This window comes from Flavilitoribacter nigricans DSM 23189 = NBRC 102662 (assembly GCF_002646595.1).
Taxonomy (GTDB): domain Bacteria; phylum Bacteroidota; class Bacteroidia; order Chitinophagales; family Saprospiraceae; genus Flavilitoribacter; species Flavilitoribacter nigricans.
This window is the reverse complement of the sequence record NZ_PDUD01000022.1, coordinates 60,098-74,195: the sequence shown is the minus strand read 5'-3', so window position 1 is coordinate 74,195 and position 14,098 is coordinate 60,098. Positions and strand designations below refer to the sequence as shown.

The window sequence follows — 14,098 nt, the reverse complement described above, 5'->3', positions numbered from 1 at the left end:
CCCTTGTTTTCCTCCGTATTTTCTGATCATTTTTCCTTCCTAATAAGTTTGTTTCCAACCAACCGCTAAAACGGTGTCCCGCTTTTGCTGCATTTTGCCGTACGAAGTGGTAGTTTTGGCGTGGGATCCTAAAATTCCCCACCCTCAACTATGTCCAAAAAAAATGATACTGCCGACGGCCGTTCCAAAGTGACGATGGCCCAGGCTTTCCGAACCATCATCTGGCCCCGGCGCAATCTGGTACTGATCGGATTGGTGCTCATTGTCATCAGCCGCCTGGCTGGTCTGGTGCTCCCCTGGAAAAGTAAAGCCCTGCTCGATGAGGTAATTCCTGCAAAAAGTTACGAAGAGCTGTATAACCTGCTTATCCTGGTGGGGGTTTCCATTTTGGTGCAGGCGATCACGTCCTTTCTGCTCACCCGCCTGCTGAGTGTACAGGCGCAGTATCTGATCTCCGAACTGCGGGCCCAGGTACAAAAGAAAGTGTTATCCCTGCCGATCCGCTTTTTCGACAACACCAAGTCGGGAGAGCTCGTCTCCCGCATCATGACGGACGTGGAAGGGGTACGCAATCTCATCGGGACGGGACTGGTGCAACTGGTCGGCGGCACGCTCACGGCGGTGATCTCCCTGTTCTTGCTCATCCGGATCAGCCCTTCGATGACGCTTTTCGTGCTGGTACCGGTCAGTATCTTCGGGTACCTGGCGCTCCGGGCTTTTGCTTATATCCGACCCATTTTCCGGGTACGGGGAAAGATCAATGCGGAAGTGACCGGCCGCCTGACCGAATCCCTGGCCGGGGTGCGGGTGATCAAAGCATTCAACGCGGAAGAACAGGAAAACCGGACTTTTGAAGGAGGGGTAGACCGACTCTACCAGAATGTGAAAAAGAGCCTGACGGCGACGGCGCTGATGACCAGCTCAGCGACTTTCCTCCTGGGGATCGCTTCCACGGGGATCATGGGGATCGGCGGCTACAAGATCATGGCCGGAGATCTGACGACGGGCGATTTTCTCTCCTTCACCCTACTGCTGGGTTTCATGATCGCACCCATCGTGCAGATGAGCAATATCGGAAGCCAGCTCACCGAGGCGCTTGCCGGGCTCGATCGCACCGAAGAGCTGATGAATATGCAGCCGGAAGAGGATCCGGAACACCGCCGGATCCATCTGGAAGATATGCGGGGTGACATCAAATTTGACAAGGTAACCTTCGCTTACGAAGAGGGCAACGAAGTGCTGCATGGGATCAGTTTCCACGCACCGCCCGGTTCGGTGACCGCCCTGGTGGGTAGTTCGGGCTCCGGAAAATCTACCATTGCGGGGCTGGCCGCGACTTTCCTCAATCCCGATTCGGGTACCATCACCATCGATCAGCAGGACATCACCAAAGTAAACCTGAGCAGCTTCCGCCAACATCTCGGGGTAGTGCTACAGGATGAATTCCTGTTTGAAGGAACTATCCGGGAAAATATCCTTTTCCCCCGGCCGGATGCCTCCGAAGAGGCGCTACAAAACGCGGTGAACGCCGCCTACGTCAACGAATTTACCGATCGTTTCGAGGAGGGGCTGAATACCCTGATCGGAGAGCGGGGCGTCAAACTTTCGGGCGGGCAGCGGCAGCGCATCGCTATTGCCCGCGCCATTCTGGCCGATCCCAAGGTGATCATCCTGGATGAAGCTACATCTAACCTGGACACCGAAAGCGAAGGGCTTATTCAGAAAAGTTTGAACGAACTGGTGCGGGACCGGACCACCATCGTTATTGCCCACCGCCTCAGTACTATCAAAAAGGCCGATCAAATCCTGGTGATCGAAGCGGGGCGCATTGCCGAGCGAGGTACACACGAAGAACTGATTGCCCAGGGCGGTCGGTATTATGATCTGTATACCTACCAGGCCAAGATCTGATCAAACCCGCCAGACCTGGCAGATTTACTCAATCTGCCAGGTCTTTATCCGTCAGGTCTGACTCATTTCTCCCCCACATAGATCGCATGCCCACCGGTCTCCACGATCGGCAGGTCACCGGCGGTAGCATGCAGGATCTGCATGACCTGCCGGAAGTACTCCGGGCGTTGCTTTTCCAGAGCCAGGATCGCTTCTTCCTGTCTATAACCTATCCCCCGGATCGACCGTAATTCCAATGGCTCGAAACCGGCCCGGGCAAAATGATCCTGTAGGGTTCTGGCCCGGAGGTATTTTCCTTCCTGAAATCCATAATTGGCGGCATTGTTGAAGGTCCCATTTTCGTATACTCCGGAGAACACCGTACCGTCTACCTGCTCGGGAGATAGGATGGACCTTTCCAGGATGCTCGTTAAGCCACAATGGTAAGGGATGAATGATGAAAATACCTTGCCTTTGGGCTGTAATACGCGATGCACCTCCCGCAAACATGTTTGGATCTCGTCCTCGTCAGTAAGATGATACAGGGGGCCAAACAGCAATACATTTTCAAAGGTATCATCCTCAAAGTCCGACAGGTCCAGGGCATTGGCAATGCCTATAGCTTTAATGGTACCCTGTCCGTTAAAGTTGGCGAGTTTTTCCCGGGCGATTGCGATCAGGTCCGGAGAAAGATCCGCCAGGTGCATGTCGTAGCCCAGCTTCGCCAGTTCGTAGGTATACCGTCCTGCGCCACCGCCCAGGTCAAAAATATTCGCCGGGGGGCGGATGTAAGCGTCTATTATTTCAAGGACAATCTTTAATTCCAGCCGGCCCGGATAGGTATCCAGTCTTCCCCACTCATCGAAGCTTTTGTAATAGTTCCTGATCTTGTTTTGGTCGGTCATTTTTCCGGTTTTGTGATCCTGGCCTGGGAAGCGAACGCAAAAGATGCCCCGTCCTCAGGAGCTGCGGTTTTAAGTTAAGCATTCGTCACCAGTTACTGAAGGAATGTACGCTGGAAGGTTTTTTACCAGGAGACGTGCCGAAGCGCTTTGGGAAAATACCAAACCACTTTAGGTCGCGTATAGAAAATCCGGCTTATCTTAAAGTGCGATAGGATTTGAGCCCAGTGATGTGAGGTTCACCCAGAATTAGTTGTGCTGCAAATCGATGGAAAACTCCTCCTAAAACCCAAAATCAAAAGAATGTACAGAACGCTATTGTTACTACTCCTGGCCGGTTTTTGGTCCTGCAACTCGGAAACGCCGGAAGCGGCAGAAACGCAGGCAGAACCCCGGGTCTCATCAACCTACGTACCTTCCACTTTTGCGCAGGATGATCGCCGGCAGCAGATCGAATCCATTCGGATGAAGCTACATCAGTTGTTTGCAGACTACGCTAAAGACCGGAACATCCCGGGCATCGCCTACGGGGTGGTGGTCGATGATGAGTTGGTGATCGATTCGGCGGTGGGCGTCATCAACCGGGAACAGGAAATAGCCGCTACGACGGAGTCCTCCTTCCGTATTGCTTCCATGACGAAAAGTTTTACCGCCATGGCCATTATGAAGCTTATGGAAGACGGGCGTATTGCCCTGGGTGATCCGGTGGCCGATTATATTCCGGAAATGTCAGAACTGGTCTATCCGACCAACGATGCGCCGGTCATTACCATCGAAAACCTACTGACCATGACGGCCGGATTCCCGGAAGACAACCCGTGGGGCGACCGGCAACTGGACGAACCGGACAGTATGTTAACCAACCTGATCCTCAGCGGGATCAGCTTTTCTAACCCACCGGGCTTTGCTTTTGAATACAGCAATACAGGCTACGCCATATTGGGAATGATCGTCTCCAGGGTTTCCGGGATGCCCTACCAGGAGTACATCACCACCCGGATCCTGCAACCGCTGGGCATGTCCGAAACCTACTGGGAATACGAAGCCGTGCCTGCGGAACAACTGGCCATCGGCTACCGGCCCGAAAGTCTGGAGATCGAACCCATGTTACACGACGGCGCCTTCGGGGCGATGGGCGGACTGATCACCTCTATTTCCGACTTTAGCAAATACGTCAGCTTTCACCTCTCCGCCTGGCCGCCGAGAACGGCTGCCGACGACGGTCCGGTCAAACGAAGTTCTTTACGAAAAATGCACCAACCCCAGTTTGTCCGCCTGATCCCGAACGCCACGGACTGGAATGATGTTCCCTGCCCGGTGCTGTCGGGATACGGATTCGGTCTGGGGATCTCGGAAAACTGCGCCGGCACCCGGAGGATCTCCCACGGCGGGGCGCTTCCCGGTTTCGGTAGCAACTATGTGTTCTATCCGGACCTGGGCATCGGGATCATGGCGTTTTGCAATCTTACCTACACCACGCCCTGGCCCTATCCGGAAATCCTAAAATTGCTCTTCGACGAACTGGATCTGCAGCCACGGCAGGTCGGCACCGCTGATATCCTGACGACCAGGCGCGATCAGATCGTCGAAATGATCACGAGTTGGGACGCCGGACTGGAGCAGCAGATCCTGGCCGAAAATTTCTATCTGGACGAGCCCCGGGATCCTCGAATGGAAAAGATCAACGCGCTGCTTACAGAAGCTGGACCTATTCAATCGGTAAGTGATGTCAGGGCGATCAATCAATTGCGCGGCGCTTTTGATCTTAACGCAGAGCGGGATACCCTCCGGGTTTTCTTCACCTTAAGCCCCGAAGCGGACCCGAAGGTGCAAAGGCTGAACGTGAACCGCTGATGCTCTCAATATAGCGGTTGATCAGTCAGCAATCTGACGATTCGTTGTATTTCCAGGAAAAAGAATGATCACTCTTTTAGAAAATCAAATTCCGATCCGTGGGAATACACATTCCAGAACTGTAACTCGTACAGGAGTTTAGCCATCGCCGGGCTAAGCCGCTGCAGGTAAGGGATCTCTTCGGGAAAGGCGATCGGATACTGTGGGAAATTGGGGAACAGGCCGGATTTACCTTTCGCAATTTCGGCCTGAATGGCCGGCGGTAGCTGGCCTTCCCAATCCGGAACTTTGTCGTTGTAGACCCAGAGTATCTCTACTTCCTGGCCCGCTTGAATGCCCCACCAGGGATTGGCCAGAGTAGTGGTATTTAGCCGGGCCATTACGGTTTCTCCGTTTTTCACACAATTCACAAACTGATTAAAGACCCGGACAAAATCCGCTTCGGAAAAGACCTGATTGTGGATGTGATTCCCGTAGGTGTAATCGGCAAACAAAGTAAAGAGATCGTAGTCAATGACCTTTTCGGTCGGGGCACTTTCTCCCGGTTTGAAGGTCGTATCGATTGGGGTATCCGTATTGATAAACACGACCAGCTTTTTCACCTTACGTTGCAGGAGGGACACGACGCCGAGATCTTCCAGGCTGCCGCCGTCGGCAAAGCGAAAGGATTCCGCGCTGATGTTGTCAGCGCCTGCGGGCCAGTAGTGCTGTTCCGGAATGATCGAACCCAGGGCCGCTATTTCGGTGAGAATACCCAATGCTGCGTTTTGCCCAACTTCGGCGGCGAAGGCCGCACTGCTGGTGCCGACCGCATCGGCGAGTCTGAAACGCCGTTTGGGGTGTAACTTGATCTCGGCGCACAGTCGTTGCCGGCCCCGCTCATCTTCGCATACGGCGGGAGGCTGCAATGGAGCGGTGCCACCCATGGCGAAAGGCTCGATGAAACCGCCACCGACGGAAAAGTCGTGTTCCCCGGTTTTTTCCTGGTCGAAGGTAATGTTTCGAAACTGGGTGGCTCCGACACCCAATGGGGAATAGTTGAATACCGTCAGTTGCTCGTGACCGGGAAAGGGCAGGTCTTCGGAAGGTCCCAGGACACAGGAGTTCATGACGAGGTAGGGTCGGGGAGCATCTCCGGCCTGTTGGTGCACCAGGTGAAAATCCCGCTCCGAAAGCCGGAGTTTCGGTTCCCGCCGGATGATGTCCTGCATACTGGCCCGATCCAGAGTGAAATAGGATTGCCGGCCGCCGTACAATCCGAACGGCTTTAGGTAGGTGGAAGCAACGGCATCGATCCAGATATCATCGGATCGTTCGAGCAGTCCTAAACTGACATCATCTTCCGCCAGGCCTTCCAGCAACCTGAAAGTTAGATCGCGGGTAACCGCGTAGAGCATGTGGCGTGTTGAGATCGGCTGTTTTAATTCCTGCAGGGTAAGTTTTTGGGCTCCCCGGGGTGTCCCTAACAACTCACGGTCGTTTCTGGGACCATTGGCCGTCGGTCGGTAAAAGGTAAAGATGGAGGACGCCCAGGAACCTCCGGAAACCGAGGAAATGTAGCCAATGTGCGGCCAGATACCGAGACTGTCGAGGGCTTTCATTTGCCCGGTGGCACAGGTCATGGCGCGGGTGCCGCCGCCGGAAAAGCAGATCCCGGTCGGTTTGAGTTGCAGATCACTTTCCGGGAAAACGAAGGTTTCACCTTTGCTTTGGTAAAGGTAGGTGGTTGCCCGACGACTGCAGGAAGTGAGGCATAAGAAGGCCAGGCAGATGCATAAAAATGGAAAACGCGTTGCGGTAGTGCTTTTCATAAAGTAGGGGTTTTAGGTGATTATAGACCGTGAAAATCAATTCTTTTCCGGACTTGAACGACGACAATTATAATCCATAATAACCAAAATTTTGTTAAAAATCTATCGTCTTTTATTAGTTAGTGTGATGATTTTCAATTGATTATAAATAACTGAAAATAACTCCAAATGCTAGCTTCTTTTGGTGCTCAGAAGAAGACTAATGTCCCGGTCGGAGCCATCGCTTTTCGGGTGCAATATCCAAATTCCTTTGTGGTAGCTATGGCCTGGCACGCCAATATCCGGTTTGCTGCCGCTCAGTTTGGGGGCCAAAGTCAAAAACCCGCTTATCTTTAGTGGAAACAAAAACCGGAAAAGTATGCGCTTAACGTTTACCTTACTACTGCTGATCTTTCTCTCCATTTCACTGACCGGCCAGGAAGCCCACCGCCGCTGGCGTAAAATGAACCAGATCCGTAATGATAAATTTGACCTGATCCTGCCGGAAGTGATGCGGGAGAATAATATTGACATGTGGATCATCATGAACCGGGAAGGACGATTTGATCCCCTGTATCCGGATATGGGAGAAGGCTATGTAGGCTCCACCGGCTACTATGTCTTTACCGATCGGGGCGGTGATCGCATAGAAAGAGCGGCACTGGGCATCAGCGGCTATCTGCTGAAAGAAGGCGGCGCTTACGACTATTTCGGCTCGGAACTCGAACTGAAAGACTATGTCGCCGAGAGGGACCCGCAGCGGATCGGCCTTAATTATTCCAGATCTATCGGTGGCGCGGACGGTTTATCTTATTCCGGCTATCTGGAACTGACGGAAATACTGGGCGAAACCTACGCAGCGCGATTCGTATCGGCCGAGAAACTCGTATCTGATTTCCGTTCCCGGCGGGTGGCGAGTGAGATCGCCGTTTACGGAGAAGCCTGTGATCTGGCTTATCAGATCGCCGAAAAGGCCCTCTCCAATGAGGTGATCACGCCGGGTATTACCACCCTGGAAGACGTCGCCTGGTGGATGAAAGAACAGCTTTTCAAACACAATCTGGGATCCTCCTTCGGCATGCCGTCGGTATACGTCACCGGCGTCCGCGGAATCCTGGCCACTTCGACCGATCGCATTATCCAGCGTGGCGATGTACTGATGATTGACTGGGGCGTCGGGCTGATGAATATGTACACGGATATGAAGCGCATGGCCTACGTTTTACAGGAAGGGGAAACGGAGGTGCCGGCCGGTATCCAGCACGCCTTTGACGAAGCGGTGAAAGTGCGGGACATCATCAAGAAAACGATCAAACCGGGTGTCACGGCCCGACAGGCCGAAGATGCGGTGTACGAAGCCCTGACGGCCGCCGGCTTCAATAAGATGAAAGGTTTCAATCAGTTTACGGAAGGAGATGTGACCGACGTCATTATCGGCTGCCACTCGGTAGGTAACTGGGGGCACGGCGTCGGGCCGTCGATCGCTTTTTTCAACCCGGTCCGTCTGGGCTTTGAGATCAAACCTTCTAACCTCCTGTCCATCGAATTCTTTGCCTATACCAAGGTGCCGGAGTGGGGCGGTAAAAAATTGCGCGTGCCGCTCGAAGATGACGCCATCGTCACCTCCCGGGGTATTGAATGGCTTTATCCGGTGAATCCGCGGGTGTTGGTGATCAAATAACCCAAGCGGGAAGATGCTGTGGACCAGTTTTCAAAAGTTAGAGAAGACCTGCTGAGTGGGAACCCGTCTCCCACTCACCAAGTCTCCCCATCACCAAGTCACCAAGTCACCCCATCACCCCCTCACCCCCTCCCGTCTTCCTAACAATGACTATTTTATTTGGTATTCCCTCCGCCTGGACAATTTAAGTTTGCTGATCCTGGTAAAAACAAATAGATCGTTTCAATGGTGTAATTTGCTGTTTTTCAATAAATTATATTTAGGATAATTTTCAATTGGCTATACCCACTTTCGCATATTATGCGTACCTTTGCGCCTCATTTGATAAAAGCATTTATGAATAATCTTCGTAACGTAGCCATTATTGCCCACGTTGACCACGGTAAAACGACCCTGGTTGACAAGATGATCCTCGCCGGAAAGCTGTTTGCCGACCACGAACGGCCCGGGGAACTGATCCTGGACAATAATGATCTGGAGAGAGAGCGTGGTATCACGATCCTGTCCAAAAACGTGTCTATCGAATATAAAGATCACAAGATCAATATCATCGACACCCCGGGTCACGCCGACTTTGGAGGTGAGGTAGAACGTGTACTCAATATGGCGGACGGTGTACTGCTGCTGGTGGATGCTTTTGAAGGTCCCATGCCGCAAACCCGCTTCGTACTGTCCAAGGCCCTGGAGCTGGGATTGAAACCCATCGTAGTGGTCAACAAAGTGGACAAGCCGAACTGCCGCCCGGATGATGTACACGAAGAGGTATTTGATCTGATGTTCAACCTGGAAGCCAACGAAGAACAGTTGGAATTCCCGACCATCTTCGGTTCGGCCAAAAACGGCTGGATGAGTACCGACTGGCGGGAACCCCAGGAAGATATCACCGTGCTGCTGGATACGATCATCGAACACATTCCGGCACCGAAAGTAGCAGAAGGAACTACCCAGCTGTTGGTTACTTCGCTGGATTACAGTAAATATATCGGCCGTATCGCCATCGGTCGTCTGAACCGGGGTACGCTGAAGAGCGGTCAGCCGGTCAGCCTGATGAAAAAAGACGGTTCGATCGAAAAGAGCCGGGTACGTAACCTCTATGTGTTTGAAGGATTTGAGCGTAAGGAAGTAGAGGAAGTCAAAGCGGGCGACATTTGTGCGGTTTTCGGTGTGGAAGGTTTTGAGATCGGGGATACAATTGCCGATTTCGATCAGCCGGAAGCATTGCCCACCATCGCCATCGACGAGCCGACGTTGAGTATGGTGTTCACCATCAACGATTCACCTTTCTTTGGTCAGGAAGGTAAGTTCGTAACTTCCCGTCACCTGAAAGAGCGTCTGGAAAAAGAACTGGAACGCAACCTCGCCCTGCGCGTGGAGCCGACCGATTCTGCGGATGTTTTCAAAGTATACGGTCGCGGTGTTTTGCACCTTTCCGTACTGATCGAGACCATGCGTCGGGAAGGATATGAACTGCAGATCGGACAGCCGCAGGTAATCAACAAGCGAATTGACGGAATCGTCCACGAACCGATCGAGGAACTATCCATCGACGTTCCCGACGAACATTCCGGCACGGTGATCGACATGGTTACCCGCCGTAAAGGACAGATGCTGGTAATGGTACCGAAGGGCGACCAGGTACACCTGGAGTTTGAGATCCCTTCCCGGGGTATCATCGGTCTGCGGAGCAATATGCTGACGGCAACTGCCGGTGAAGCCATCATGACGCACCGCTTCAAGGAATTCCAGCCGCACAAAGGCGAGATCCCCGGCCGTATCAACGGTTCGCTGATCAGTATGGAAACTGGAAAAGCGATCCCCTACAGTATCTTCAACCTGCAGGACCGTGGCCGCTTCTTCGTAGGAGCCGGTGTCGAGATCTACGAAGGTCAGGTAGTAGGGGAGAACAGCCGTCCGGGCGATCTGGTGATCAACCTGACGAAAACCAAAAAGCTGACCAACATGCGTTCCTCCGGAGCGGATGACAAGCTCAAGCTGATCCCACCCAAGGTGTTCACGCTGGAAGAAGCGCTGGAATACATCCAGGAAGATGAATACGTAGAAGTGACGCCGGAATCGATCCGCCTCCGCAAAATGCTGCTGAAAGAGCACGAGCGCAAGCGTTCAAGAAATGCCGCTTTGGTTTAGTAGTTAGATAAGATCAATTCCTTCCGCAGCGGAAGGACCCAATAAAGAAGGTTGGACAGTTGTCGAAAACCGGAGATCCCCAGGATCCCGATCGACACTGCCCAACCTTTCTGCTTTAGTCCTGAAATGAAAAACCTTTTGGATAAAATGGGTGCCGCGCGCTGTCAGTCGCGGGCTATGGGTTTGGGTGTCGGATAAAGGACGGAGTGGAAGATGCGCGGAGTGCTCAGATCCGGCCGAACCGGGTAAAATTGCTCACCATGCAGGGCTCAAGAGCGAAGCAGGTGGGAGAAAGAAGCCACGCGTGTGCCCTCCATCTCCCCTGCTTTCGAAAACCCTTGTTTCTACATCTTCGGGATACTCCGTCACCAGATCACCTAAAACGTCAATGCTACTGCGCCGGCCTTAATGGGCTCGTGAATGGCGCTCGAACCGACAATGGTCACTCCGTCAATGAAATCCTCCTGGGAATAACCGCGCACCTTTGCGCAGGGCGGGCATACTCCGATGGCGCAACCATTATCAAGTACTTTCTGGATCATCTCACCTATGGGCGGATCTTCCGGGTTGGGGCGGGCGGCATCGGCCGCACCTTTGCGCACCCAGTCTACACCGGAGCTTACCAGGAATATCGATACGTCCAGTCCGGAATTGATACCACCGTTGGCAATACTCCAGGCTACAGAGGAGCGTTCGTTGTCCAGACCGTTGCTGATGATCACTACTAATTTTTGATTCGTTTCCATAACCATTTGATTTAAGGGTTTTAGATTTATTGAATTTTGAGATTGGTTGGCCTAACGCCCCGGCGTATACACGTGTAGGCTGATCGCCGGCTCGTCGTAGGGATTGCCCACCGCGTGGTAAGCCATTTCGTCGTCGATATAGGCCATGGCCTGCTCTTCGAACCGACTGGTAGCCAACTCGTGCTGTCGCTCGTCGGGGGTATAGCGTTTCTCCTGCACGCTTCCCTTCAGCACTTTGAATACACAGCCTCCCTGGGCGTGTCCGTGAATACTGCTGAATTTGCCCGGAGGCCAGTGGATCAGCACCACCTTTAGCTGATCGTTCTGTACCAGTACATAGCTGGTTTGGGGATTGCTGAGGAAGCGTTCCGTTTCGGCCGCATCGAAGGCGGATAATTGCTTGAGAATGGGGATAAACTGTAAAGCGGAATGTTCCCGGCTTCCGTCGTGGAAGGTGGCGTTCAGTTCCCGGCAGATCTTCTCCAGGTTGGGAATGTGGCCATTGGCCATTGCTTCGGCTGCCGCCTCCGTCAGTATGCTTTGGTTGCCTTCGTCCGTTTTCCGGGAGGGCAATAAGATACGTTTGGCTTCCCGTCGGGGACTGGAAGTTGCGGAACCGCGCTGGATCGCCAGGTAAGGGCTAATCTTGGACATAGCGGTGTTTTCGTGGTTGTTTGGGTAATGGGGTTGATGGACAAGGGTTTTCATAACTTTCTTCTTTGATGTTAGGTACAATGCAAAGAAGCAGGTTATTTCAGCGCCCGGTTTTGCCCAAAAGTTCAATTGGTGGACTAAAAAGTCCAATCTCAAAAAATCAGACCTGCACCAGTGTTTTTTTGAATTCCGTAGGGGTACTGCCCATGATCTTTTTGAAAGCCCGGCTGAAATGAGACAGGTCTTCGAAGCCGGAATCAAAGGCAACCTGGGTAACACTTAGGCCGGAATTCGCGATCAGATGGGCCGCGTGGTGCACCCTCCTTTTGGTAAGCCATTTACCGGGTGTTTCCTGGTAGTGTTCCTGAAAGTCCCTTTTAAAGGTAGACAGACTCCGGTGACAGAGCTCGGCGTAATTTTCGAGTTTGAGATTAAAGCAGAAATTTTGCTCCATGATCTGGTGTAGGGGTGGGCGGCCCGAATCCGCAAGACTGCTGAAGTAGGCCGTCAGTAAGGGATCGGCGCTCATCAGGTTCAGCAGTAGCTCCTTCAGTTTGAGGACGAGGATATGATCGGGCGGGCGGTTGATCCCGCGGAAGTAGGTCAGCATGGAGTGAAAATAACCTTCCAGGTAACTGGAATTACGCACTTCGGCGGCCGTGAATTTCCGGTGATCTCCGGCGGTATTGACCAGGACCTGGCCTTTGACTTCTTCGTAAGTTTCCCTGATCAGGTCATCCGACAGGAAAAAACCGAGCATGCAGTATTCATCATCAAAATACTGGTTGATGATCTCCGCCCCTTTTTTGAAATAGAGGGTCTGACCCGGATTCACCGTCCACTCCCCGTTGATGGTCCGGTAGGTCTTTTTTCCACTCAGTACGTGGACCAGATAGTCATTTTTGGAAAAGATCCCGACCGTTTCGGCGTCGATCGGGCAACTGTATTCGAGGCAAACGGTTTCCTGGAACTGAAAGCGATTGAAGCTCAGATTCTCCTTTACGATCTTAAAAAAATTTAGCATGGTTTTAGGTGTTTAATACAAGATCAAATTACCACTATATCAGCTAAATTGGAAAATATACGCTAAGCCAGAACGGGCATACACTAAGTGGGACAGGGCTTCAGGCAAAAGTTGCGCAGATTCCTTTTCCCGTTCTGGATATGACTCTTCACCGCCTTGGTGGAAAGCTCTAGTTTTTGGGCGATCTCCCGGTAGGAAAGCTCCTCAAAATAGTAGCCCACAATGCAGTTCCGCTGGGGCTGCTTGAGTTGATCCAGACCGAGATACAGTTGTTCGATCCTCTTTTCCATCCTGAGCTTTGCCTCCGAAGACTGCTCTTCTGACAAGGGGCCGAAGGCGTTGCTCCAAATCCGCGGCGGCTGCCTTCTCAGCCGCCGCCGGCAGTGATTCCGGCTGAATTGACGGAACCAGTAGGAAAAGTTCCGGATACGGTAGCGACCTAATTGATCGGGGAGCATTTCGAAGATCTCCATGGTAGCGTCCTCGGCTTCCATACGGTTGTTCAGGTAGGAACAGCAGATTCGGAAAACGGAAGCACGATAACGGTGGAAAAGAATGGCGAGAATGCGGGTATCGGCCCGCTGATAGTAGGTTTGCGCCAATAGCCGGCTGCTTTGCCGGGCCTGGCAATCAGAGTAAGAGTACATGAGCGCGTTTTTTAGTACTCTACAATATTATAAAAAAAAGCGATACAATGCTGGATCGTATCGCAGATTTTGCTTTTCAAAGCGGTTGTACAGTGTTTGATTGGAAGCGTAAAAGCCGGATCTTAAGAATAGTCTTTGTCAATTAACGATCCGGTTTAGCGGCGCATCTAATCGCAACAAATATAAAGCCTTTTTTATACATAGATGGGTAGAAAGCAAAAGTTTTCCGTTCCGGGGGTATAGCTCAGAGGCTGATGTTGTAATTCCAGAAAGTGAAAAGGCTGTGAATGAGCCGGGCAAACTCCGGGTATTCGAGGGGTTTAGAGACGAAGGCATTTGCTCCCAACTCCAGACAGCTTTGCACATCGGAAGGGGTCTTCGAACTGGAAAAAACAATGATCGGCAAATACTGATAGGCCGGTAGGGCCCGGATCTTCCGCAGGAAAGACCGACCGTCCATTACACAGTTCTTCAGATCCAGCAAGATGAAATCGAGGTCCGTACTGCCGTCCGGCGAGAGCGAATGGAGTAAGTCCAATCCATTGGAAAAATGCGTCAACTGCACTGGGAAGGGCAGTTGCTCACAGGCTGTTTCAATCAGCACAAAATCCGGAAAGTGATCTTCCACGACAACCACCTTAACCAATTGGTGGGCGTTATTTTCCATGATCAGTCATCAATAGGATTTAATTCCGGTGTCGCTGTTGGGGCTCGCCGGGCTGCACAGGGAAATTAATTTAGGCTTTGAGACGTGGAAATGTAAAT

Annotated in this window: 12 protein-coding genes; 5 read left to right on the top strand and 7 right to left on the bottom strand. The window is 52.3% G+C overall.

Features of this window, described 5'->3' with window-relative positions:
* Nucleotides 1-150 precede the first annotated feature (150 nt).
* A complete protein-coding gene (locus tag CRP01_RS16945) occupies nucleotides 151-1,911 on the top strand; it encodes an ABC transporter ATP-binding protein (RefSeq protein ID WP_099151266.1) in 1,761 nt (586 codons plus the stop codon).
* A 62-nt stretch (nucleotides 1,912-1,973) separates the two neighbouring features.
* Here the strand turns inward: CRP01_RS16945 and CRP01_RS16940 are convergent, their stop codons facing one another.
* Nucleotides 1,974-2,795, bottom strand: a complete 822-nt coding sequence (locus CRP01_RS16940; protein WP_099151265.1) for a class I SAM-dependent methyltransferase — start codon at nucleotides 2,793-2,795, stop codon at nucleotides 1,974-1,976.
* 300 nt (nucleotides 2,796-3,095) lie between these two features.
* Between CRP01_RS16940 and CRP01_RS16935 the strand changes: the two genes are divergently transcribed.
* Nucleotides 3,096-4,646 carry a serine hydrolase domain-containing protein gene (locus tag CRP01_RS16935; RefSeq protein ID WP_099151264.1) on the top strand — a complete coding sequence of 517 codons (1,551 nt, stop codon included), beginning with the start codon at nucleotides 3,096-3,098 and terminating at the stop codon, nucleotides 4,644-4,646.
* 68 nt (nucleotides 4,647-4,714) lie between these two features.
* Here CRP01_RS16935 and CRP01_RS16930 read toward each other — a convergent pair whose 3' ends face one another.
* Entirely contained in the window at nucleotides 4,715-6,457 is a 1,743-nt protein-coding gene (locus CRP01_RS16930; protein ID WP_099151263.1) for a hypothetical protein, read from the bottom strand.
* Nucleotides 6,458-6,625: 168 nt separating this feature from the next.
* Here CRP01_RS16930 and CRP01_RS42325 point away from each other — a divergent pair, with 168 nt between their 5' ends.
* The 3 genes from CRP01_RS42325 to typA all read left to right on the top strand — a co-directional run bounded on the left by CRP01_RS42325 (nucleotide 6,626) and on the right by typA (nucleotide 10,262).
* Nucleotides 6,626-6,793: a hypothetical protein gene (locus CRP01_RS42325; RefSeq protein ID WP_170110409.1), complete on the top strand. Its 168-nt coding sequence runs from the start codon at nucleotides 6,626-6,628 to the stop codon at nucleotides 6,791-6,793.
* A gap of 22 nt (nucleotides 6,794-6,815) precedes the next feature.
* On the top strand, nucleotides 6,816-8,117 hold the full coding sequence (locus tag CRP01_RS16925) for a M24 family metallopeptidase (RefSeq protein ID WP_099151262.1): 1,302 nt from the start codon (nucleotides 6,816-6,818) through the stop codon (nucleotides 8,115-8,117).
* A 336-nt stretch (nucleotides 8,118-8,453) separates the two neighbouring features.
* Nucleotides 8,454-10,262 (top strand): translational GTPase TypA, encoded by a 1,809-nt coding sequence (gene typA / locus CRP01_RS16920; RefSeq protein ID WP_099151261.1) that lies wholly within the window; start codon nucleotides 8,454-8,456, stop codon nucleotides 10,260-10,262.
* A gap of 377 nt (nucleotides 10,263-10,639) precedes the next feature.
* Here the strand turns inward: typA and CRP01_RS16915 are convergent, their stop codons facing one another.
* From CRP01_RS16915 to CRP01_RS16895, 5 genes are all read right to left on the bottom strand, one after another.
* Nucleotides 10,640-11,008 carry a DsrE family protein gene (locus tag CRP01_RS16915; RefSeq protein ID WP_222845757.1) on the bottom strand — a complete coding sequence of 123 codons (369 nt, stop codon included), beginning with the start codon at nucleotides 11,006-11,008 and terminating at the stop codon, nucleotides 10,640-10,642.
* 51 nt (nucleotides 11,009-11,059) lie between these two features.
* On the bottom strand, nucleotides 11,060-11,662 hold the full coding sequence (locus CRP01_RS16910; RefSeq protein WP_170110408.1) for a cysteine dioxygenase: 603 nt from the start codon (nucleotides 11,660-11,662) through the stop codon (nucleotides 11,060-11,062).
* A gap of 160 nt (nucleotides 11,663-11,822) precedes the next feature.
* A complete protein-coding gene (locus CRP01_RS16905) occupies nucleotides 11,823-12,686 on the bottom strand; it encodes a helix-turn-helix domain-containing protein (protein WP_099151258.1) in 864 nt (287 codons plus the stop codon).
* A gap of 83 nt (nucleotides 12,687-12,769) precedes the next feature.
* Nucleotides 12,770-13,333 carry an RNA polymerase sigma factor gene (locus tag CRP01_RS16900; protein WP_099151257.1) on the bottom strand — a complete coding sequence of 188 codons (564 nt, stop codon included), beginning with the start codon at nucleotides 13,331-13,333 and terminating at the stop codon, nucleotides 12,770-12,772.
* Between the two features lie 244 nt (nucleotides 13,334-13,577).
* Nucleotides 13,578-14,000, bottom strand: a complete 423-nt coding sequence (locus CRP01_RS16895) for a response regulator (protein WP_099151256.1) — start codon at nucleotides 13,998-14,000, stop codon at nucleotides 13,578-13,580.
* Nucleotides 14,001-14,098: the final 98 nt, after the last annotated feature.